Here is a 21,067-nt window from a genome sequence, read left to right on the forward strand (position 1 = left end):
GGGTCATGGTTCGCATCGCCGTCGCCGCCGTCACTCACAAGCGCCCCGACATGTTTCGGGTTCTGCTCGAGTCCTTCGCCGCGATGGCCCGCCCAGATGACGCCGAAATCACCTTCATCCTCGTCGAAAACGGAGAGGCCGCAACGGTCGGCGACATCGTCGAGGGCTTCCGCAAGACCGTCCCCGAGGAGGTCGTCTTCGACAACGAACCCCGCCCCGGGATCCCGATGGTTCGCAACAAGGCGCTTGATATCGCGCTGGAGCGCGGCTTCGACTTCATGACTTTTGTCGACGATGACGAACGAGCTGACGACGGCTGGCTCGTCGCCCTTGTCAACGGCGTGCGCAGCCGGAAACTCGACCTCGCCGGCGGCCCTCTCCGCCTCGAAGCCGCAGACGAGACTGGGCCGTGGCAGGAGGCGTTCCTGACGCACCTGCGCGAACGCGCTGCGAAGAGGAACAAAACCCGGGCGGCCGCCGTCGCCAACGGCACCGACAACGAACTGAACATCTACACCAACAACTGGTGCGTCCGCCTCGACAAGGTCCGCGAAACGGGCATCCGCTTTGACGAGGCCCTGCAATTCACCGGCGGCTCCGACACCAAGTTCAGCCGTGACTTCGCGTCGGCCGGCGCCCGGATCGGCTGGATCCCCGACGCGATCGTCTACGATCGTATCCCGGCACGGCGCCTGACGCCCGGCTACCACTTCCGGCGCGCGCGCGACCAGTCGACAAACGCCTACCTTCTGAACGAACGGCCCATGCTTCCCACGCTGGGCCAGGCGCTGCTTCGGATCATCGAAGCAGCCTTTGTGCTGATCGGCCTTCCCCTGACGGGGCGCAGGGCGTTTGCCAAGGCGACCTATAAGGTGGGCTACTCCGCCGGGCGCATCCGCGGCATCCTGGGCCGCAGAAGCCGACACTATGATCCGGAGAAGGTCACCGGGCAGCGGGAATGACCCCAATGCCCTTGAGGTACGCTACTGCATCACCGGGATGGTGAACTCCCCGCCCTCCTTGATCCCGGACGGCCAGCGCGCGGTGACGGTCTTGGTGCGCGTATAGAACCGGAAAGCATCCGGACCATGCTGGTTCAGGTCGCCGAAGGCGGATTTCTTCCAGCCACCGAAGGTATGATAGGCGAGCGGCACCGGGATCGGCACATTGATCCCCACCATCCCCACATTCACCCGATTGGCGAAGTCGCGCGCCGCGTCCCCGTCACGGGTGAAGATGGCGACACCATTACCGTATTCATGATCCATCGCGAGGCCCAGGGCCTCCTCATAGCTCTGCGTCCGCACCTGCGTCAGCACCGGGCCGAAGATCTCTTTGCGGTAGATGTCCATGTCCTTCGTCGCATGATCGAAAAGGTGCGGTCCAAGGAAGAATCCGTCCTCATAACCCTGCAGACTGAAACCCCGCCCATCGACCGCAAGCGTGGCCCCTTGATCCAGGCCGCTCTGAACAAGCTTCTCGATGTTGGATTTTGCCGCCGCCGTCACGACCGGCCCGTAATCGACATCCGCGCCAGACGTATAAGGACCCACTTTCAGCGCTTCGATCCGCGGCACCAGCTTTTCGACCAGCCGGTCCGCCGTCTCGTCCCCCACGGGCACGGCGACAGAGATCGCCATGCAACGCTCTCCCGCCGCGCCGTAGCCTGCGCCGACCAGGGCATCCGCTGCCTGATCCATATCGGCATCCGGCATGACGATCATATGGTTCTTGGCCCCGCCGAAGCACTGAACCCGCTTTCCGTTCGCGCAACCGCGGCTGTAGATGTATTCCGCAATCGGCGTCGAGCCGACGAAGCCGATCGACTGGATCACCGGATGATCGAGGATCGCATCGACCGCCTCCTTGTCGCCATTGACGACCTGCAGCACGCCCTTGGGCAAGCCCGCCTCTTCCAACAGTTCGGCAAGCATCAGCGGCACGGAAGGATCCCGCTCCGACGGCTTGAGAATGAACGCGTTGCCGCAGGCGATCGCCGGGGCGAACATCCACATCGGGATCATCGCCGGAAAATTGAACGGCGTGATCCCAGCACAGACGCCCAAAGGCTGGCGCATCGAATACATGTCGATGCCTGGCCCTGCGCTGTCGGTGAACTCCCCTTTCAGCATCTGCGGCGCACCGATGCAGTACTCAACAACCTCCAGGCCCCGCTGAACATCACCCGCTGCATCGGGCAGCGTCTTGCCATGCTCGCGCGACAGGGCTTCGGCCAGCTTGTCCATGTCCCGGTTCAGAAGCTGTACGAAGGTCATCAGAACGCGCGCCCGGCGCTGCGGATTAACTGCCGCCCAGCCCCGCTGGGCCTCCGCCGCGATCTCGACAGCCCGCCCCACCTCCTCGGCCGAGGCGAGCGCCACCCGCGCCTGAACCTCGCCCGTCGCGGGGTTGAACACGTCAGAGAACCGCGCCCCCTGCCCGGTCACCTGTTCCCCCGCTACGTAATGCCCCAGCGTTTCCATCGCGTGCCTCCCTGTTCTCGGTCGGCGCGACATTAGGCCCGACCCACGGCAAGGGAAAGGGCCGCGCTTGACAGGTCAGCCTTTGCGGTTGACCCTAGGGAAGATTTCGACTGTGCGGAGGACACGTCATGCTCGTTCACCAAATCCTTAAGTCGAAGGCCAGTGACGCCGTTTTCACACTTACCCCCGATTCCCTCGTCAGCGACGCCGTAAGTATGCTTTCAGCCAAACGTATCGGCACCGTCGTCATCTCTGGGGACGGGACCCATCCTGAAGGCATTCTGTCCGAACGCGACATCGTCCGCGAGATCGGCAAGCGCGGCATCGGCTGCCTGAGCGATGCCGTTACGGACATGATGACCCGGGACATCAAGACTTGCGCGCCTGATGACACGACCGACCGGGTTCTCAGTCAGATGACCGAAGGCCGTTTCAGGCATATGCCCGTCCTAAAAGAGGGAGAGATGGTCGGCCTGATCTCCATTGGGGACGTGGTAAAGGCCCGCCTGAAAGAACTCGAGGTCGAGAAAACCGCGCTCGAAAGCATGATCATGGGTTACTGATCCGTTTCAGGTTGCATCCCGTTTCGCAATAATGTTGCGTGCCATCCGAACGGTGCAGTGATCGGGGACAGCAATGCGGATCGGTTTGTATCCCGGAACTTTCGACCCGGTGACGCTCGGCCATCTCGACATCATTCGCCGCGCGCTCGTTCTGGTGGACCGCCTCGTCATTGGGGTTGCGATCAATCGCGACAAGGGGCCCCTTTTCCCACTGGAAGAGCGTGTCGCGATGGTCGAGTCGCAGTCAAGCCGACTGATGGAAGAGACCGGCGTGGAAATCATCGTCCACCCGTTCGAAAACCTGCTGATCGACTGCGCGCGCGACGTCGGCGCGCAGATCATCATCCGGGGCCTCAGGGCCGTGGCCGATTTCGAATACGAATATCAGATGGTCGGCATGAACCGTCAGCTCGACAACACCATCGAAACGGTCTTCCTCATGGCCGAAGCCCAGCATCAGGCGATCGCCTCCAAACTCGTGAAGGAAATCGCCAGGCTGGGCGGCGATGTCTCGAAATTCGTGACGCCCGATGTCTCGGACGCCCTGATCGGAAAGTATTCCTGACTTAGCCGTAGACGGCTTTTTTCGCGATCCGCTCCGCATCGCCCCGATAGATATCGAGATCGAGCGCCACATCGAGTGGCAGCGCGCGAATCTCCGCAACGGTGCGGCGATAGGCAGCGCGTTTGCGGGCCTGGTCTTTGATGGTTTCGAGAATGGTCATTGCGGGTCTCCTTTCCGACGCGTCTCTGCGCCCTTCTGTTACCGCTATCTATTCAGTTGGACCTGACTGAGAACCCCACCTTGCGCCAAAGCCGCTATGCGCAGGATGCAAGGCTGGAAAGCGCCGCAAATGAACCAACTCGGCGGCTCGGGCGTTCGGAAATATCGATGCAGTCCAAGAGGTTAGAATGACCCGCCAATTTCTCGCAGTCCTTATCTGTTTCACCACCGGAGCCGCCATGGCGATAACACCGGAGGATATCGAAGCGGCAAGCTTTGAAGGGCAAGGCCTGCCCGACGGACAATCCCCCCTCTCGGTAAAGGTTCAAGTGCTTCTGGATCGGGCGGATATCTCTCCCGGGGTCATCGACGGATACAAGGGCGGCATGGTCGAAAGCGCCCTGCGCGCCTTCGAACGCCGCGAAGGGCTGGAGATTGACGGCGATATCGACGCTGAGGTCTGGCGTCGTCTGAAGGGCGACACGGCGGCGGGCATCACCGGTACGCACCGTATCTCGGCCAAGGATCTGGAACATGTCACCGGCATATTACCGACGGATTATGCACAATTGGCCGAGCGCGACCGGTTGGGGTACGAGCGTCCCTCGGAAGCCCTTGCCGAACTATTCCACATGGATGAGGATTTCCTGATCCTTCTCAACCCCGATGCCCGCTTTGCCGAAGGCGATGAAATCGCCGTGGTGCGCCCGAAAGCCGACGCATCTGGCGAGGTCGCGCGGATCCTCGTCCACCGCGAAACCGGTCGCCTCGAAGCCCTTTCGAAGGATGGCAGCATCCTCGGCAACTACCCGGTCGCCGTGGGATCACAAGAAACGCCCTCCCCCTCGGGTAAGATGGAAGTCAACGCCGTCGCCCCCGAGCCGACCTATACCTACAACCCGGATTTGAATTTCCAGCAGGGCGACAACGACGAGGTGCTCATTTTGCCGCCCGGCGCGAACGGCCCGGTCGGTCTGGTCTGGATCGACCTCTCCAAGCCAACCTACGGCATCCACGGCACCCCCGACCCGGCCAGGCTTTTCGTTGAACAAAGCCACGGTTGCGTCCGGATGACCAATTGGGATGTTCAAGAACTCGCAGGCATGGTCGGCCCCGGCGTGAGCGTGGAGTTCGTGGAATGAGGGCCGCACTCATCCTTCTTCTCGTCTGCAGCGAAGCCGCCGCTCAGGACAGCGCGCCCGACACCTCGCTTCTCCCCCAGGCGCGTCCGACCGAGGCCGGATCACCCGCGCTCGCCGATCCCGAAGATCGCGAGGAAGAGGTCGCGCCCGACGCCGAAGATGCCACCGAGCCGCCTGTGCGCGAGACGCTGCGCGAAGATGATGCTGATTTCGCCGCCTGCCTCTCCCGCCTCGACGGGTTCGGCACGGTATATCAAGAACGCGAAGCGATCCTTGATCCGGACGACGGCGATTGCGGAATCCTGCGCCCTGTAGAAGTGACCGAGGTCGTCCCTGGCCTCAGCCTCAGACCGGACGCCGTGATGCGCTGCGAAACCGCTGCAGCGCTGGCCGAATGGGTTTCCGGTTCGGTCCAGCCTGCGGCAGACCTCATCGAAAGCTACGGCGCCGTCACCGGCATCGAACACGGCTCCACCTATATCTGCCGCCGCCGCAACAACGCAGCCGAAGGCAAGCTCAGCGAGCATTCCTTCGGCAATGCGGTCGACGTCATGGCCTTTCTCTTCGAAAACGGCGAACGCATCCCGATAGAACCCCGCGCCGACAGCGGCACGATCGAAGAGGCGTTCCAGCGCGCCGTGCGCGGCGCCGCCTGCCTAAGCTTCACGACAGTCCTCGGCCCCGGCACCGATGCCACCCACGAAGACCATCTGCATATGGATGTGAAAGCCCGCCGGGGCGGCTACCGCATCTGCCAGTAGCCGCCCTGGGGCGCTTCAGTTACAGGTATTTTCCCATCTCGACAGAAGTGTCGATCATCCGGTTCGAGAAGCCCCATTCATTGTCATACCAGGTGAGCACACGCACCATCGTGCCATCCAGAACCTTGGTCTGATCGGTCGCGAAGATCGAAGAATGCGGATCGTGATTGAAGTCGGTTGAAACGAGCTTTTCGTCGGTTACCCCCAAGATGCCCTTCAGCGGGCCAGAGGCCGCCGCATGCATCGCCTCGTTGACCTCCTCGGCCGTCGTCGACTTTTCGGCCTCGATGGTCAGATCGACGACCGAGACATTCGGCGTTGGAACCCGGATCGCGACACCATCGAGCTTGCCGTCAAGCTCCGGCATGACAAGACCGACGGCTTTGGCCGCACCGGTCGATGTCGGAATGATGTTCGCCGCCGCCGCCCGCGCCCGGTAAAGATCCTTATGCAAGGTGTCGAGCGTTGGCTGATCCCCGGTATAACTGTGGATCGTCGTCATGAAGCCGCGCTTGATCCCGACCGATTCCGCCAGAACCTTTGCAACAGGCGTCAGGCAATTGGTCGTGCAGGAGGCGTTTGAGACGATCAGGTCATCCGCGGTCAGGGTGTCGTGGTTCACGCCGTAGACAATCGTCTTGTCGGCGTTTTTCCCCGGGGCCGAGATGAGCACCCGCTTCGATCCGTTTTCCAGATGCGCCTGACATGCCTCTTTCGAGGTGAAGATGCCCGTGCATTCCAACACGATGTCCACGTCACTCCACGGCAGATCAGCGGGATTCTTGATCGCCGTCACGCGCATCGGGCCACGGCCGACATCGATTGTATCGGGTCCGGTCGTCACCTCCGCCGGGAACCGACCGTGGACACTGTCATAACGGAGGAGATGGGCATTGGTCTCGACCGGGCCCAGGTCGTTGATGGCAACAACCTCGATATCCTTGTGGCCCTCTTCGATGATCGCCCTCAGGACGTTTCTACCAATACGGCCAAAACCATTGATCGCGACTTTGACGGTCATGCGAAATCCTCCTTGCAGCCCGGCGTCACCATCGCCATCGGCACGGAAAGGTCAACCGTACTAGCGCCAGAAGGCCAGCCATTCGATCAGATCAAGCGCCCGCCTGCCGAGATAGACCGCTGCGTCGAGCTGCAGCACATAGTGATCGAGCACGAAAAACCCTGCGATCAGAAGAAGAAGCCAGATCGCGATCCGATTGGTCATTCCCGTCCCTCGACTTCCGTGGCGATCCGAGTCGGCGCCATTAGAGTGTGCATCTCTTAAGAAAACCAATCCCCGGCATCTACGGCAGAAGAAGCGAGGAATCGCCATAGCTGAAGAAACGGTAACGCTCGGCGATGGCATGGTCATAGATCGCCCGGATCCGCTCCGGCCCCATCAGCGCGGAGACAAGCATCATCAAAGTCGATTTCGGCAGGTGGAAATTGGTCATCAGCCCGTCGGCAATCCGGAACCGGAAACCAGGCGTGATGAAGATGTCGGTCTCCCCCACCCAGGGCGCAATCGCACCGCCCTGCCCCGCCGTCTCGATCAGCCGCAGCGCGGTGGTCCCCACCGGGATGATCCGCCCCCCGGCCGCCCGCGTCATCTCGATCTCCGCCGCGGCCCGCTCGGTGATCTCGCCCCACTCCGCATGCATCTTGTGATCGGCGATGTTGTCGGCCTTGACCGGCAGAAACGTGCCGGCGCCCACGTGAAGCGTCACATGGGTGAACTCGACGCCCCGCGCCCGTAGCGCTTCCAGAAGCGGCTCGTCGAAATGAAGCGATGCCGTCGGTGCGGCCACCGCCCCCTTCCGGGCGGCCCAGACGGTCTGATAATCCTCGCGATCCCGCTCATCCGCCGGACGCTTTGCCGCGATGTAAGGCGGCAGCGGCATCGCCCCGGCCTCGGCCAGGGCCGCATCGAAATCCTCACCGGTCAGCGAGAACCGCACCTGTGCCTGCCCGCCCTCCCGCGCCTCGATCACCGCCGATAGACCGCCGGGAAAGACGATCTCCTCCCCGTCCTTCACCTTTCGCAGCGGCTTGACCAGGGCGCTCCACCTCCCGTCCGCCTGCGGTGCCAGCAGCGTCACCTCGATCTGCGCGCTAACCGGTCCCTGGGCGCTCTGCCGATGCCGCGTCCCCGTCAGGCGCGCGGGGATCACTTTGGTATCGTTCAGGATCAGCCGGTCGCCGGCGCGCAGGATCTCGGGCAGGTCATAGACGTGGCGGTCGCTAATCCGGTCGCCCTCGGCCAGCAGCAGGCGCGCCGAACTGCGCGGCTTGGCGGGCCGTGTGGCGATCAGGTCTTCCGGAAGGTCGAAGTCGAAATCGGAAAGCTTCATTGCGTCAGGTCTGGCGCCGGCCTCCGAAAGATCTCGCGGAACATCCCCGGCGTCAGCGCAGATAGCGGATTGACCGAGACCTGCGGCGCGCGCGGCGTGCCTGCCAGGTTGAAGTTGAAGCCGATCAGCCCTTCCCCCCTGCGGGTCAGCGGCGCACCGATCTGGTTCACGAGATAGACGGGAGACACGACGCCCTGGAAATTCATTGCCTTGCTGGCAAGCGTATAGACCCCGTCGAGAGAGAGGCCAAGGGACGGCCCGACGGCCGACGACTGCGCCACGATGATCTGGTTCGGCGTCAATCGAAACCGCGCCGAGACCTCGTCGAATTGAAGCCCGTTGCCATCAAGCTGCTGGATCAGCCCGACCACGGAAATCGCGTCCAGCAGCGCGGCCATCGACGGGGCATCGCGCAGCCGGATATTGGTCAGACTGAGCTGTCCATCGTAACTGCCCCGCGCCCCTGTCGGAACGAGGACGAGGTCCATGTTGCCCTTGCGTGCCCCTTCCACAAGATCGGCCGCCCGCAGGACAAGACCGGCATTGTCCGACCGGATCTGAAGCGCCGTCCCCCCGTTCTGCGGCGCCAGGCGGCCGGTCACAGGGGCACGTCCATTGACGTCACCACTGAAATTGCCCGAAAGCCCCCGACCGGTATTCAGCGTCGACCGAAAGTTCTCGACATCGATGCCATCGGTCACCGTCAGGCGATCCAGGGCAACGGCAATCGGCGCCCCCGCCCCGCCGCCTGAGCCGTTTCCGAAATCGGGAAGGTTGCGCAGATCCATCGTTCCGCCGCGGATGGTGACAGCAGGCGTGGCGCCGGGACCCCGCCCCCGCAATGTCACCGGGGCATTCAGCCAGTCGCCGACCCTCAACCGGGACAGGTCCAGGCGCTCCAGCCCGCCATTCGCCAAACTCAATGTCCCCGACGCCTCCAGGCCCGGGGCCGACAGGGATAGCGCGTCAACTGTCGGCGGATTGCTCAGGGCGCCGGAAATCTCCAGACGGCCCGAGGCACTTTCGCGCTTCGTCCAGCCGATGGCGGGCACCGCGAGACGGACGCCCGACAGATCCGAGTTCAACCGGAACGACGGCGGCGCCCCCTTGGGCAGGTCGAGCGCGATATTGGCCTGCCCCAGGCCCGCCACCGTCCCCGGGGGCAACCCGATCCCGAAGGTGTCGAGCGCATCTTGCGAAACGGCAACCCGCCCAGTCACGGACGCAACCGCCCCGGGGAAGAACGGCTGCGCATAGCGGATCCGCGCAGGCACGTCATCGATCAGCACCGCGCCTTCGACCGCCAGGCCCTCAGGTCCGGCCGTGATGCCCAACGTGTCCGCTGTCAGCGTCCGGTTCGGAATCAGCCCGTCCGACTTCGCGTCGGTCACGGTCCCGCTGGTGAAGAACAGAACGTCGCTCGTCGTAAGCGGACGCTTCAGCGGCAGCTCCAGGCGCGTCTGTGCTACGGCCCTCCCTTCGGCCAGCTCCGGGGTTCGCCCTGCCCTTTCGATGAAATGAAACGGTTCCTGATCAAGCAGCGACAGCGTCGCGCCGAGCGATCCGTCGGTTTTCAGAAAGGCCCGCGCCGGCTGCGGCTTCTGCGCCAGATCCGGGATCTCGAACGTCGACCCGGCGACAGAGATCGGCCCGCCGAAAGGCGGCGTCACCGTCCCGCCGGTCACGGCGACCTGCAGCCCGCCATTTTCAAGCGTCAGAAAGCCCCGCCCCTCCTCGATCGGCGGAAGTGTCCGAAGGATCCCGATCGTCGCGTCTTCGATACTGCCCGAGACCGCATAGCGGGCCGGCTGTCCCTGGGCAGTCCTGATCCCCGCCGAGATATCGGTGACCCGCCCCTCACGGATATTGCGCTGGATCCAGTCACGGGTCTTCGGCTTGTACGAGGCGGGCCAAAGCTCTTTGAACCGCTCCGCCGTGGTCTCGGGGAAGGTCGCATCGAGGGCGGCCTGCCAGCCATCCTGATCGACCGTGACCTGACCTTTCGCCGAAAGCGTTCCGGTCGGCTCGACAACGCTGATCTGCCCGAAATCGACGCTGAAGGGGCTGAGGGTCAGCCTGAAATCCGTCTGAACTTCGTCGACCCGAACCGGCTCCTCATACAGATCCGGCAGAGCAAGATCGATGTGTCTCAGGCTGAACTGCGCAACAAGGGCATTCGGGAACCCGTTCTCGAAATCGCGAAGATAGGCGCTGCCGTCGGCGACGAACCCGCCCTGCTCGCTCTGCACCTCGATCAGATCAAATGACAGCCGTCCCTCCGCCGGATCGAAGGATACATAACTCTGCGCGCTGTCGAACCGCACCGGTTTCGCCGCCGCATTTGGCGCAAGCGCACCGGCGCCGACCCCCAGCGTCCCGCTGATCGGGCCGACGGTCCCGTCACCCGACAGCGTGGTCCGCGCCGCCCCGGTGATCGGCGCATCGAGAACCGACAGGAAGGCAAGCCCCGGCGCTTGGGTCGCCATATCCGCCGCCGGCATCTGCTCGACTGACAGGCTCACGAGGCTGTCGCGGGTATCCGGCACCTGATCCAGTCCCACACGCAGGCGGCTCGCATAAGCACGCCCCGACAGCAGGGACAGATCCGCCCGCAACCGCCGCCCCTCGGTCAGATCGATCGTCACCCGCCCGTCATCGACGACCCAGCTTCGGCCGACCCGCGCATCGGTGTAGTTCAGCACGATGTTCTGGGCCGTGATCTCCTCCAGCGCCGCCAGCGGCTGGCTCTCGAGGATCGCATCGAAACGCGCCATCATGTCCGGAACCGATCGCGGCGCCGACGGGCCTTCGGCGAAGTCAAAGGCGACGGCAAAGCCCCCGTTCGCCGCGCGGTGAAGCGCCAGCTCTGCGCCGGTCATGTCGAGTGTCTGAACCAGCGGCACCTGATCGAAGATCAAACCGCGCGGGCTGATCAGCGCATCCGCCGATTGCAGCCGCGCAATACGCCTGCCGGTCGCGTCGGACAGCGTCACGTCGGTCAGCCGCACCCGCGGATGCAGATCGCTGCCCAAACGCACATAGATCTCGCCGAAGTCGACCGCCCCGCCACCAAGCGCGGCGTCGACCCGCTCGGCCACGCTGGTCTGAATCCAGGACGGGGCGCGGATCTCAAGGTCGATGATGAGAAGCGCCGCGGCAATCACAAAGGCGGCGATGAAAACCAGCGTCAGCGTCACTGTCCGGACGCAAACCCGCAACGTGCCGAGGCAGATCCGCCAGGGCAGCCTGCGGCCGCTCTTGACCTCGGAGATCTCCGAAGGCTCCGCCGGATCCGCTCCGGCCGGCGCCGTCGTGATACGATCGTCGCCCAAAACCTCTGCCTCGTCCTTGATCGCGCCCCTCCTTCCCATCTTGCGATGACGGCGTCTTTCTTTTCGCTGCGCGGCCCCTAGAACAATACCGAAATATGGCCACCGCGAGGCGGCCCGACCAAAAAGGAGACTGACCCCGTGACCGACACGCCCCAAATCGACAGCAAAGCCCCGGACTTCACCCTGCCCCGCGATGGCGGCGGGGACGTGTCGCTCTCTGATCTCAGCGGCAAGAAAGTGGTCCTTTACTTCTATCCCAAGGATGACACGTCAGGCTGCACCAAGCAGGCCATCGGTTTCAGCGATCACCTCGCCGATTTCGATGCCGCGGGCGCCGTCATCCTTGGCGTCTCTAAGGATAGCATAAAAAAGCACGATAAGTTCCGCGACAAACATGACCTCAAGGTGATCCTTCTCTCGGACGAGGAAAGCGACGTCTGCGAACGTTACGGCGTTTGGAAGGAAAAAAGCATGTACGGGAAAACCTATATGGGCATCGAGCGGTCCACCTTCCTGATCGACGGCGACGGCGTTCTCCGGCAGGAATGGCGCAAGGTGAAGGTCCCCGGCCATGTCGAGGGCGTGCTGGACGCAGTAAAGGCCCTGTGACGGCGAAAGGGGCGGATGTGACATCACTCAGGGAAAGGGCGGTCGAGGTTCTGACGACGGCAGACGGTCGCGCAAAGACAGCGCTGTCGCGCGCCCACGCCGCCGACTGGGATGCGGCGCGCACAGCCGGCACCCCGATCCCTCTCGGCGTGGCCCCCCCGCCCGACCGCCCCGCCCGGCCGGACAACCCGCCGCTCGTCGATCCCCGGGACGTCCCGCGGCGCAAGCCCGGCAGTCCCGAAGGCCGGATCGCCATCCTCCATGCCATCGCGCATATCGAACTGAACGCGGTCGACCTCCATTGGGACATCATCGCCCGCTTTCCCCAGATCGAGATGCCGCCCGGCTTCTACGACGATTGGGTCCGCGCCGCCGACGAGGAATCCAAGCATTTCAATCTCGTCTGCGACCGGCTCGAGGCGCTTGGTTCCCATTACGGCGCGCTCACCGCCCATGCCGGCATGTGGCGGGCCGCCGAAGATACGGCCGAGGATCTGATGGCTCGCCTTGCTGTCGTGCCGATGGTTCTGGAAGCGCGCGGTCTCGACGTGACCCCCGGCATGATCTCTCTTTTCGAACGGGCCGGCGATCCGGAAACGGTCGATGCGCTCAAGGTGATTTACGCGGAAGAGGTCCATCACGTCGCCTACGGCACGAAATGGTTCCACTTCCTCTGCGGTCGAAAGAATCTCGATCCGAAGGACGCATTCCATTCCCTCGTGCGGAAATATTTCCCCGGCGGCACGAAACCGCCCTTCAACGAAGAGAAACGGGCAGAGGCCGGATTGCCGCCGGATTTCTATTGGCCCTTGGCCGGTTAACCCTGCGAAACCCCGTTTTTCGGCGAGTTCTTGCCCAAAACCTGCAGTTGCGCGCTGATTTCTCCCCGATCTGCGCAAAAAAGTTGCGGCGTTGCGAAGGCACCGATATTCGATTTGTAACGTGCGCCGAACAGAAAGGTCGCACGAGTGCGCTCGTTTGTGGGGAACGGGCCGGTTGGGACAGGTTAATTCAAGGGACGGAGCGTGCGCAGGAAACTCATTGACCGTTTGAACCACGCCCTCGAGAGGGCATTCCCCGAAAAACGGCTTTTTCTAAGATCCGAGACGGACACAAGGTTCATCCGCCTCACACCATCGACGCAGTTGATCGCATGGAGCGGCTCTACGCTCGTTGTCGGCTGGTCCATCATCGCAACGTCCATCGTTCTGATGGACTCCATCGGCGCCGGAAACTTCCGGGCCCAGGCGGAACGCGATCAACAACTCTATGCAGAGCGCTTGAATGCGCTCTCGGCGGAACGCGACATGCGTGCGGCAGAGGCTGCTGCGGCCCAGACCCGGTTCGACGAAGCGCTCGATCAGGTCTCCCGGATGCAGTCGGAATTCCTGCGCTCCGAAGAGCTGCGCAAGGAACTGGAAACCGGGATCGAAATCATCCAGGCGACGCTCCGCAAGACGGCGCGGGAAAGGAATGACGCCCGCGACGAAGTGCAGACGCTCATGGCCAGTGTCGAAAGCGGCATCGTCCCGCAAAGCGATGCGGACGCGACCGGCACCGTCGATCTTCTGTCTGCCGCCCTCGCCTCCACCGCCGCCGAACGCGACATGATCGCAGCCGATGCGGAGTTTGCGATCGAACGCGCCGCGGAACTCGAACTCGAACTTGAACTTCAGCACGAGAAGAACGACCACATCTTCCGCCAGCTGGAAGAGGCGATGCTCGTCTCCGTCGAACCGCTCGATGAGATGTTCAAGGCCGCCGGCATGGATCCCGACAACCTGATCGCTCAGGTGCGGCGCGGCTATTCCGGCCGCGGCGGTCCGCTGACGCCCGTCCAGTTCTCGACCCGGGGCGGCACCAACGACCCCGAGGCGCAGCGCGCGAACGACATTCTGGGCAAGATGGACCGGATCAACCTCTACCGCATCGCGGCTGACCGGGCGCCGTTCGATGTGCCCGTCAAGGCCGCCTACCGCTTCACGAGCGGTTTCGGCCCCCGCTGGGGACGGATGCATAACGGCGCCGACTTCGCCGGGCCCCACGGGACCCCGATCCATACGACAGCCGACGGCGTCGTCACCCATGCCGGCTGGCTGTCGGGTTATGGCCGCCTGATCAAGATCCAACATGAGTTCGGGATCGAGACGCGATACGCACATCTCAGCCAGATCCGCGTCAAGGTCGGACAAAGGGTCTCGCGCGGCGATCATATCGGTGATATGGGGAACTCCGGACGGTCCACCGGCACCCATCTTCACTACGAAGTCCGGGTCGGTGGCAGACCGGTCAACCCCATGATCTACATAAGAGCGGGACGCGATGTTTTCTAAGAGCAAAATCAATGAGCCCGGGCCCAAATCCGGCGAGCAGTCCGGAGATGCCCCCAAGGCAGATGCCCCCAAGCCCTCCACGGCACCGGCAAAGGACGCACCTCCGTCAACGCCCAAGGCCAAGCCACCGGCCTCCGTGCTGTCGGCTGACCTGCACATCACCGGCAACGTCAAGACGTCCGGCGATATCAATGTCGAAGGCCAGGTCGAAGGCGACATCCGCGCCCACCTCCTGACCGTCGGCGAAGGTGCGACGATCAAAGGCGAAGTGATGGCTGACGACGTCGTCGTCAACGGCCGCATCGTTGGCCGCGTGCGTGGCCTGAAGGTGCGCCTCTCGTCCTCCGCCCGGGTCGAAGGCGATATCATCCACAAGACGATCGCAATCGAAAGCGGCGCCCATTTCGAAGGGTCGGTCCAACGCCAGGACGATCCGCTCAGCAGCGGCGGCAAGCCCGTCGCGGCAAGCGGAACCACCGCGAAAACCTGATCGCATCAGCATCGAACGAACGAAAGGCATCGCATCTGCGGTGCCTTTTTCTTTGTGCGCCCCCCGGCCCAATGCAATGGTGCGGGCATAGAACAGACGATTGGCGGGCCGTTTCCGCACCCTCACCCCGATTGAGACATTCATTCGCCGGAGACGCGTCTTGAGCACATCGCTTTCCTTCAGAACCCGCCACGACCCGTCCTTCTGTTCCGAAGCCGCCCGCCCCTGGATCCTGATCGCCGCGATTCTCGCCTCTGCGCTTGGCTTCATCGACGGCTCCATCGTCTCGATCGCGCTGCCCGCCATGCGCGAGGATCTGGGCGCGACGCTGGCCCAGGCCACCTGGATCTCCAATGGCTACATGCTGCCTCTCTCGGCCCTGATTCTCGTGGGCGGTGCCGCAGGCGACCGGTTTGGGCTGGTGCGCGTCTTCGGCATCGGCATCATCGTCTTCGTTGCAGCCTCCATCATCTGCGCCCTCGCGCCGACTCCCGAGGTTCTGATCGCGGGCCGGGCGCTCAAGGGCATCGGCGCGGCCTTGGTCGTGCCCGGATCGCTCGCGCTGATCGCGCGGGCCTATCCCAAGGCAGAGCGCGGCCGGGCCATCGGCTTCTGGGCCGCCTCCTCTGCGCTGACCACCGCGCTCGGGCCGATCCTGGGCGGGGCATTGCTCTCTTTCGGTGGCGAGGCCGCCTGGCGCCTCATCTTCGCGATCAACCTGCCCTTCGGCCTCTTCGTCCTCTGGATCCTGCGCGCCAAGGTCGGGCAGGATCGTCCACTGACCGATGACGGCCTCGACTGGATCGGCGCGGCCCTCATCAGCCTCTCGCTTGGTCTTGGCGCCTGGGCCCTGACCCTGCTGATTGCGGGCGATGACGCCAGCCTCTCCCCGGCTCTCCTCGGCACCGGCGCCGCGCTGGCGCTGATCCTCTTTCTCGCGCAAGAGGCCCGCGCGCGGCATCCCATGATGCCCCTGCACCTCTTCGCCGATACCCGGTTCTCTGCCGCCAACCTCGCGACCTTCTGCCTCTACTTCGCCCTGGGCGCGATTCTGTTCTACCAACCGATGACCGTCATTGCCGGCTGGGGCTATTCCGAACTCGCGGCGTCGGCCGCCTTTGCCCCCCTCTCGGTCTTCATCGGTTTCCTCTCCGGCTGGGTCGGCGGCCTCGCCGACAGAGTCGGGCCGGGCAAACTCGTGGCGACAGGCTCCGCCCTCGTCGCGATCTCCTTTGCAGGCCACGCCATCACCGCCCCGCTCGAGGCATTCTGGACCCTCACCGTTCCCCTCAATTGCCTCATGGGCTTCGGGATGGCGCTGGTCGTGGGCCCCCTCTCCACAGCCGTCATGGCAAGTGCGACGGACGAGACCACCGGCGCCGCCTCCGGGATCAACAACGCGATCAGCCGCATGGCGGGTCTCATCGCGGTTGCGGCGATGGGCAGCGTCGCAGCAGGCGTCTATGCCGGCCCGGCCAGCTTCGGCGCCGAGGCCGACCTTCCTGGACACTCAGAGGCGACGAACGCCGCCTTCGCGGCCATCGCCTGGATCACTGCCGCATTGTCGGGAATAGCCGCAATCGTGGCCTGGCTCGGGATCGCCGGTCGCTCGGAAGACGACGGCAGCGATGCCGGCCAGACCGAGGATGTGATTTAGGCATCGATCCTTAAGAAAGGGTTAAGCCCTCATAAGGGTGCGTAAAGCGCCCGCCGGTAGATGTGCCAGCTGGCATGCCCAAGGATTGGCAGGACCACCACGAGGCCCAGAAACGCCGTCATGATCCCGGCGAAAAGTCCCACTGCGATGACCGCCGCCCAGATCAGCATCACGCCGAGATTCTGCCGCACGCAGGACAGGCTCAACAGCATCGCAGAGACGAAGTCGATCTCCTGATCCAGCAGAAGCGGCAGGCTCACAACGGTCAGCGCGAACAGAAGATAGGCCAGAACGCCACCCACCACGATTTCGATCGCGATCATCGTCAACCCGCGCGGTGTCATCAACGTCTCGACCGAGGACGTGATGTTGACCAGCGCCGACGGCCCCATGACCAGCGCGAAGATCATATGCGCCAGGAACGTCCAGAAGAGGAAATAGATGACGATCAGCGCCCCTAACCAGGGGATCTGCCGGTTCCGCTCGGCCCAGACGACGCCCAGGATGCCGGGCCACTCAAGCGGCTCGCCCGCCTCCAGACGGCGGCTCACCTCATAAAGCCCGACAGCCGCAAACGGCGCGATCAGCGGAAAGCCAAGGGAGGTCGCCAGGATCCAAAGAACGTGGCCGGCTCCAAGCCAGACCATCGCAAAACCGCCCAGCACGTAGACGGCGCTGAAGAAAAGCCCGAATTGCGGCGCGGCGCGGAAATCATCCAAGCCACGACGCAGAGACACGAAGATCTCTGCAACGGTCAGCCGGCCGATCGAAGGGAGCGGCGCGGCAGTCGGGGCCGGAGTGACGCTCATGCCGTCAGGGTGACGTCACGGCACGCCCGCGTCAAGGCAATCAGGCGTCCGCGCCCTCGCCGCGGGCCTTGCCCGACATGCCTTGCGCCAGCGTTGCCGCCATGAACTTGTCAAGGTCGCCGTCCAGAACCCCTTGCGTGTCCGAGGTCTCGACGCTCGTCCGCAGATCCTTCACCATCTGGTAAGGCTGCAGCACGTAAGACCGGATCTGATTGCCCCAGCCGGCATCCCCCTTGTTCTCATGCGCCTCGTTGATCGCCGCATTCCGCCGGTCCAGTTCCATCTGATACAGGCGGGACTTCAGCGCCTTCATCGCGATGTCCCGGTTCTGGTGCTGCGACTTCTCCGACGACGTCACGACGATCCCCGTCGGAATATGGGTGATCCGCACGGCCGAGTCGGTCGTGTTCACGTGCTGCCCGCCCGCCCCGGACGAGCGATAGGTGTCGAGCCGGATATCCGACGGGTTCACCTCGATCTCGATATTGTCGTCGACCACCGGATAAACCCAAACCGAACTGAAAGACGTATGTCGCCGGGCAGAGCTGTCGAAGGGCGAGATCCGCACCAGCCGATGCACCCCCGATTCCGACTTCAGCCAGCCATAGGCATTGGGTCCCGAGATCTTGTAGGCCGCCGACTTGATGCCGGCCTCATCGCCGGCACTCTCCGATTGCAGTTCCACCTTGTAGCCATGCTTTTCGGCCCAGCGAACATACATCCGCGCCAGCATCGACGCCCAATCGCAGCTTTCCGTGCCGCCCGCGCCCGCATTGATCTCTAGGAAGGTGTCGTTCCCATCCGCCTCCCCATCGAGAAGCGCCTCGATCTCCTTCTGCGCGGCCCGCTCCTTCAGCGCCTTGAGCGCCGTCTCGGCCTCGGCCACGACCTCTGCATCGTCTTCCATCTCGCCCAGTTCGATCAGCTCGACATTATCCGAAAGCTCCTGCGCGATCGTCTTCTCGGTCTCGATCGCATCGACGAGCATCTGCCGCTCCCGCATCAGCTTCTGCGCCGCCTCGGGATCGTTCCACAGGTTCGGATCCTCGGTTCGCGCGTTGAACTCTTCCAGCCGATGCGCGGCGGTCTCGTGATCCATCCGCTGCCGCAGAAGCGTCAGCGACTTCTCGATATCTGAGACGACGGATTGGATTTCGGCGCGCATGGAACGGAACCTCGAAGCGGAATGAAGCGCTGGTGTAGCGAAGGCCCTTAGGGCCGTCAAACCGTCCGCTCGGCGCTCCCGTTCGGGCGCTTCTCGCTCGCGAAGAGGCCCGCAAAGGGCCGATGAGCATCCCTTCTCAGTAAAGCCCGCCCGACGACAGCGTTCCGAAATTCGCCCGCGGCCCCACCGTTACCGACTGTCCGGTCGAGGTCGTCACCCGGCGGCCACCACCGCCCGCCTCTTCGAACAGCGGCACGTCGGAGGCCATCGTGAACCCACCATCGAAGGTGATCCCGAAGATCGGCTCCTCTCCCGCCCGGAAGCATTCCGACACGACATTGCCGCCCGACGCGCCGGGCGGCAGGCGCGATCCCGAGAAGCGGTCGATCTGGATGAAATCGCAGCCTTCCGGGATCGCAAACTTGCTGCCACCGTACTTGGCCACAGCAGCCTGCATGAATTCATTGAAGACCGGCGCGCAAAGCCGCCCCCCCCCCGCGCCCTGTCCCATCGGCCGCGGGTTGTCGAAACCAATGTAGCACCCGGCGGCAATGTTGGACGTGAAGCCCACGAACCACGCATCCTTCTCGTCGTTCGTCGTTCCTGTCTTGCCCGCCACCGGCACCGACAGGTTGACGGCCCGCGCCGCGGTTCCCCGCTGCACGACCCCCTCCAGCATGGAGGTCAGCTGATACGCGGTCACGGCATTCATCACCCGATCCCGGTTCGACACGATCGACGGGGCCTCGCCATAGGGCAGGCGCGGGTCCGAACAGTCTTCGCAGATCCGTCGGTCATGGCGATAGATCGTGGTGCCGTAGCGGTCCTGCACCCGGTCAACGAGCGTCGGTTCCACCCGCTCGCCGCCATTGGCGAACATCGCGTAGGCGGCGACCATCTTGAAAACCGTCGTTTCCTCCGAGCCGAGGGCGTTCGACAGATAGGCGTTCATGTTGTCGTAGACGCCGAACCGCTCTGCGTAATCGGCGACGACGCCCATGCCCACTTCCTGGGCCAGGCGGATCGTCATCAGATTCCGCGACCACTCGATCCCCGTCCGCAACGGTGTCGGGCCATAGTAGCGATTCGTCGCATTCTTCGGCCGCCAGACACCGCCGCCGGGGATCTCGACCTCGATCGGCGCGTCAACGACGATCGTCGCCGGCGTGTAACCGGAATCCAACGCCGCAGCATAGACGAAGGGCTTGAAGGCCGATCCGGGCTGCCGATCCGCCTGCGTCGCCCGGTTGAAAACCGAATGCTGGTAGGAAAAGCCGCCCTGCATGGCCAGGACACGGCCGGTATGCACGTCCATCGCCATGAAGGCGCCCTGCACTTCCGGGATCTGGCGCAGCGACCAGCGGATGAACGCCCCGTCGTCATCCGTCGTCATCTTGCGCACATGAACGACGTCGCCCCGTTCGAAATTGTCGAAGAAGTTGCCGCGCATCCACTGAATGTCTTCCCGCGGCACCACGGGTGCTGGGTCGCCATCGCGCCAGTCTTCGATGCCGAGCGTCAGGCTCTGATCCGCGATCTCCAGCACGACGGCAGGATGCCACTCCTGCTCAAGCACCACATCGCGGGGGACGTCGACATCGCCAAGCGCCTCCTGCCAGTTGGCCAGCTGCTCTTCCGGGATGACCTCCCCGGTGCCGCGCCATTCACCGGTCCCGCGATCATACTGCTCCAGCGCACGGCGGAGGGCCTTTTCGGCCTCGATCTGCATCTCGGGATCGATCGTCGCCCGGATCGACAGCCCGCCTGAGAAGAACTCGCTCTCGCCGAACGTGCCCGACAGCTGGCGCCGGATCTCGTCGGTGAAATAGCCCCGCGGCGGCAGCTCGGCCTTGAAGCTCGCGAAGTCGCCCGATTGCACCGTCCGCAAAGGTGCGACCGCAGCGGTCTCGAACTCCTCGCGGGTGATATAGCCGTTCTCCCACATCTCGCGCAGAACGAAGCGGCGGCGATCCATCGCCCGCTCCCGGTCACGGACCGGATGATAGTTCGACGGCGCCTTCGGCAGGATGGCCAGATAGGCCGCCTCTTCGAGGTTCAGCTGCGCCAGCGGCTTGTTGAAATAGCTCTGCGACGCGGCCGCGACCCCGTAGGAATTCGCGCCAAGGAAGATCTCGTTCAGGTAAAGCTCTAGGATCCGGTCCTTCGAGAGAGTCTCCTCGATCCGCGCCGCCAGGATGATCTCCTTGATCTTCCGCTCGACCGAGCGCGACCCGTCCAGAAGGAAGTTCTTCATCACCTGCTGGGTGATCGTCGAAGCGCCGCGGATATCCTCCCCACGGGACCGGACCGCATCGCGCACCGCCGCCGCGATCCCTTCGACGTCATAGCCGCCGTGCTCGTAGAAGCGCTTGTCCTCGGCCGATATGAAGGCCTGCTTCACAAGGTCCGGGATCTCCTCCGACGGCGCGAACAACCGCCGCTCGGTCGCAAACTCGTCGATGATCCGCCCTTCGCCCGAATAGACCCGGCTGATCGTCTTCGGCGTGTAGGAGGCCAGCACGGATGTCGACGGCAGGTCGCGGCCATACATCCAGAAGATTCCCCAAAGGCCCAGCGCGGCCATGATCAGGCCAAGCGTCACCATGGAGAACAGACCACCAAGGGCGGATAGGACAAAGCGGATCACG

19 protein-coding genes are annotated in these 21,067 nt (G+C 63.8%); 10 read left to right on the plus strand and 9 right to left on the minus strand.

Annotated features, from left to right (window positions below):
- Positions 1-5 precede the first annotated feature (5 nt).
- Positions 6-962 (plus strand): glycosyltransferase family 2 protein, encoded by a 957-nt coding sequence (locus tag AADZ90_RS09940; protein ID WP_367309837.1) that lies wholly within the window; start codon positions 6-8, stop codon positions 960-962.
- 21 nt (positions 963-983) lie between these two features.
- On the opposite strand, the gene AADZ90_RS09945 is transcribed toward AADZ90_RS09940, so the two are convergent.
- Entirely contained in the window at positions 984-2,483 is a 1,500-nt protein-coding gene (locus AADZ90_RS09945) for a CoA-acylating methylmalonate-semialdehyde dehydrogenase (protein ID WP_367309838.1), read from the minus strand.
- A 128-nt stretch (positions 2,484-2,611) separates the two neighbouring features.
- Between AADZ90_RS09945 and AADZ90_RS09950 the strand changes: the two genes are divergently transcribed.
- Both AADZ90_RS09950 and coaD read left to right on the plus strand, forming a co-directional pair.
- A complete protein-coding gene (locus tag AADZ90_RS09950; RefSeq protein ID WP_367309839.1) occupies positions 2,612-3,046 on the plus strand; it encodes a CBS domain-containing protein in 435 nt (144 codons plus the stop codon).
- A gap of 73 nt (positions 3,047-3,119) precedes the next feature.
- A complete protein-coding gene (gene coaD / locus AADZ90_RS09955; RefSeq protein ID WP_367309840.1) occupies positions 3,120-3,611 on the plus strand; it encodes a pantetheine-phosphate adenylyltransferase in 492 nt (163 codons plus the stop codon).
- Between the two features lies 1 nt (position 3,612).
- Here coaD and AADZ90_RS09960 read toward each other — a convergent pair whose 3' ends face one another.
- Complete coding sequence (locus AADZ90_RS09960; RefSeq protein ID WP_367309841.1) at positions 3,613-3,771, minus strand: hypothetical protein; 159 nt, start codon at positions 3,769-3,771, stop codon at positions 3,613-3,615.
- 187 nt (positions 3,772-3,958) lie between these two features.
- Here AADZ90_RS09960 and AADZ90_RS09965 point away from each other — a divergent pair, with 187 nt between their 5' ends.
- Together AADZ90_RS09965 and AADZ90_RS09970 are read left to right on the plus strand one after the other, a co-directional pair.
- Complete coding sequence (locus tag AADZ90_RS09965) at positions 3,959-4,912, plus strand: L,D-transpeptidase family protein (RefSeq protein WP_367309842.1); 954 nt, start codon at positions 3,959-3,961, stop codon at positions 4,910-4,912.
- The gene (locus tag AADZ90_RS09970; protein WP_367309843.1) at positions 4,909-5,673 is read left to right on the plus strand and encodes an extensin-like domain-containing protein; all 765 of its coding nucleotides are present in this window, start codon (positions 4,909-4,911) and stop codon (positions 5,671-5,673) included. The genes AADZ90_RS09965 and AADZ90_RS09970 overlap by 4 nt, the downstream gene beginning before the upstream one ends.
- Before the next feature lie 19 nt (positions 5,674-5,692).
- On the opposite strand, the gene gap is transcribed toward AADZ90_RS09970, so the two are convergent.
- The 4 genes from gap to AADZ90_RS09990 form a co-directional block, all read right to left on the minus strand.
- On the minus strand, positions 5,693-6,694 hold the full coding sequence (gap, locus tag AADZ90_RS09975) for a type I glyceraldehyde-3-phosphate dehydrogenase (protein WP_367309844.1): 1,002 nt from the start codon (positions 6,692-6,694) through the stop codon (positions 5,693-5,695).
- Positions 6,695-6,754: 60 nt separating this feature from the next.
- Entirely contained in the window at positions 6,755-6,898 is a 144-nt protein-coding gene (locus AADZ90_RS09980; RefSeq protein WP_367309845.1) for a hypothetical protein, read from the minus strand.
- Positions 6,899-6,977: 79 nt separating this feature from the next.
- A complete protein-coding gene (gene queA / locus AADZ90_RS09985) occupies positions 6,978-8,024 on the minus strand; it encodes a tRNA preQ1(34) S-adenosylmethionine ribosyltransferase-isomerase QueA (protein WP_367309846.1) in 1,047 nt (348 codons plus the stop codon).
- Positions 8,021-11,395 (minus strand): YhdP family protein, encoded by a 3,375-nt coding sequence (locus tag AADZ90_RS09990; protein ID WP_367309847.1) that lies wholly within the window; start codon positions 11,393-11,395, stop codon positions 8,021-8,023. The genes queA and AADZ90_RS09990 overlap by 4 nt, the downstream gene beginning before the upstream one ends.
- 99 nt (positions 11,396-11,494) lie before the next feature.
- On the opposite strand from AADZ90_RS09990, the gene bcp reads away from it, so the two are divergent.
- The 5 genes from bcp to AADZ90_RS10015 all read left to right on the plus strand — a co-directional run bounded on the left by bcp (position 11,495) and on the right by AADZ90_RS10015 (position 16,445).
- Positions 11,495-11,965 (plus strand): thioredoxin-dependent thiol peroxidase, encoded by a 471-nt coding sequence (gene bcp / locus AADZ90_RS09995; RefSeq protein ID WP_367309848.1) that lies wholly within the window; start codon positions 11,495-11,497, stop codon positions 11,963-11,965.
- Positions 11,966-11,982: 17 nt separating this feature from the next.
- The gene (locus AADZ90_RS10000) at positions 11,983-12,786 is read left to right on the plus strand and encodes a ferritin-like domain-containing protein (RefSeq protein ID WP_367309849.1); all 804 of its coding nucleotides are present in this window, start codon (positions 11,983-11,985) and stop codon (positions 12,784-12,786) included.
- A gap of 204 nt (positions 12,787-12,990) precedes the next feature.
- Positions 12,991-14,298 (plus strand): DUF5930 domain-containing protein, encoded by a 1,308-nt coding sequence (locus tag AADZ90_RS10005; protein WP_367309850.1) that lies wholly within the window; start codon positions 12,991-12,993, stop codon positions 14,296-14,298.
- Positions 14,288-14,788 (plus strand): bactofilin family protein, encoded by a 501-nt coding sequence (locus AADZ90_RS10010; protein WP_367309851.1) that lies wholly within the window; start codon positions 14,288-14,290, stop codon positions 14,786-14,788. The genes AADZ90_RS10005 and AADZ90_RS10010 overlap by 11 nt, the downstream gene beginning before the upstream one ends.
- Before the next feature lie 160 nt (positions 14,789-14,948).
- Entirely contained in the window at positions 14,949-16,445 is a 1,497-nt protein-coding gene (locus AADZ90_RS10015; RefSeq protein WP_367309852.1) for an MFS transporter, read from the plus strand.
- Positions 16,446-16,474: 29 nt separating this feature from the next.
- Here the strand turns inward: AADZ90_RS10015 and AADZ90_RS10020 are convergent, their stop codons facing one another.
- From AADZ90_RS10020 to AADZ90_RS10030, 3 genes are all read right to left on the minus strand, one after another.
- Complete coding sequence (locus tag AADZ90_RS10020) at positions 16,475-17,254, minus strand: DUF2189 domain-containing protein (RefSeq protein WP_367309853.1); 780 nt, start codon at positions 17,252-17,254, stop codon at positions 16,475-16,477.
- Positions 17,255-17,294: 40 nt separating this feature from the next.
- The gene (gene prfB, locus AADZ90_RS10025) at positions 17,295-18,419 is read right to left on the minus strand and encodes a peptide chain release factor 2 (protein WP_367309854.1); all 1,125 of its coding nucleotides are present in this window, start codon (positions 18,417-18,419) and stop codon (positions 17,295-17,297) included.
- Between the two features lie 136 nt (positions 18,420-18,555).
- A complete protein-coding gene (locus AADZ90_RS10030) occupies positions 18,556-21,066 on the minus strand; it encodes a penicillin-binding protein 1A (RefSeq protein ID WP_367309855.1) in 2,511 nt (836 codons plus the stop codon).
- Position 21,067 lies beyond the last annotated feature (1 nt).

Source organism: Aestuariibius violaceus (assembly GCF_040779325.2).
Taxonomy (GTDB): domain Bacteria; phylum Pseudomonadota; class Alphaproteobacteria; order Rhodobacterales; family Rhodobacteraceae; genus Aestuariibius; species Aestuariibius violaceus.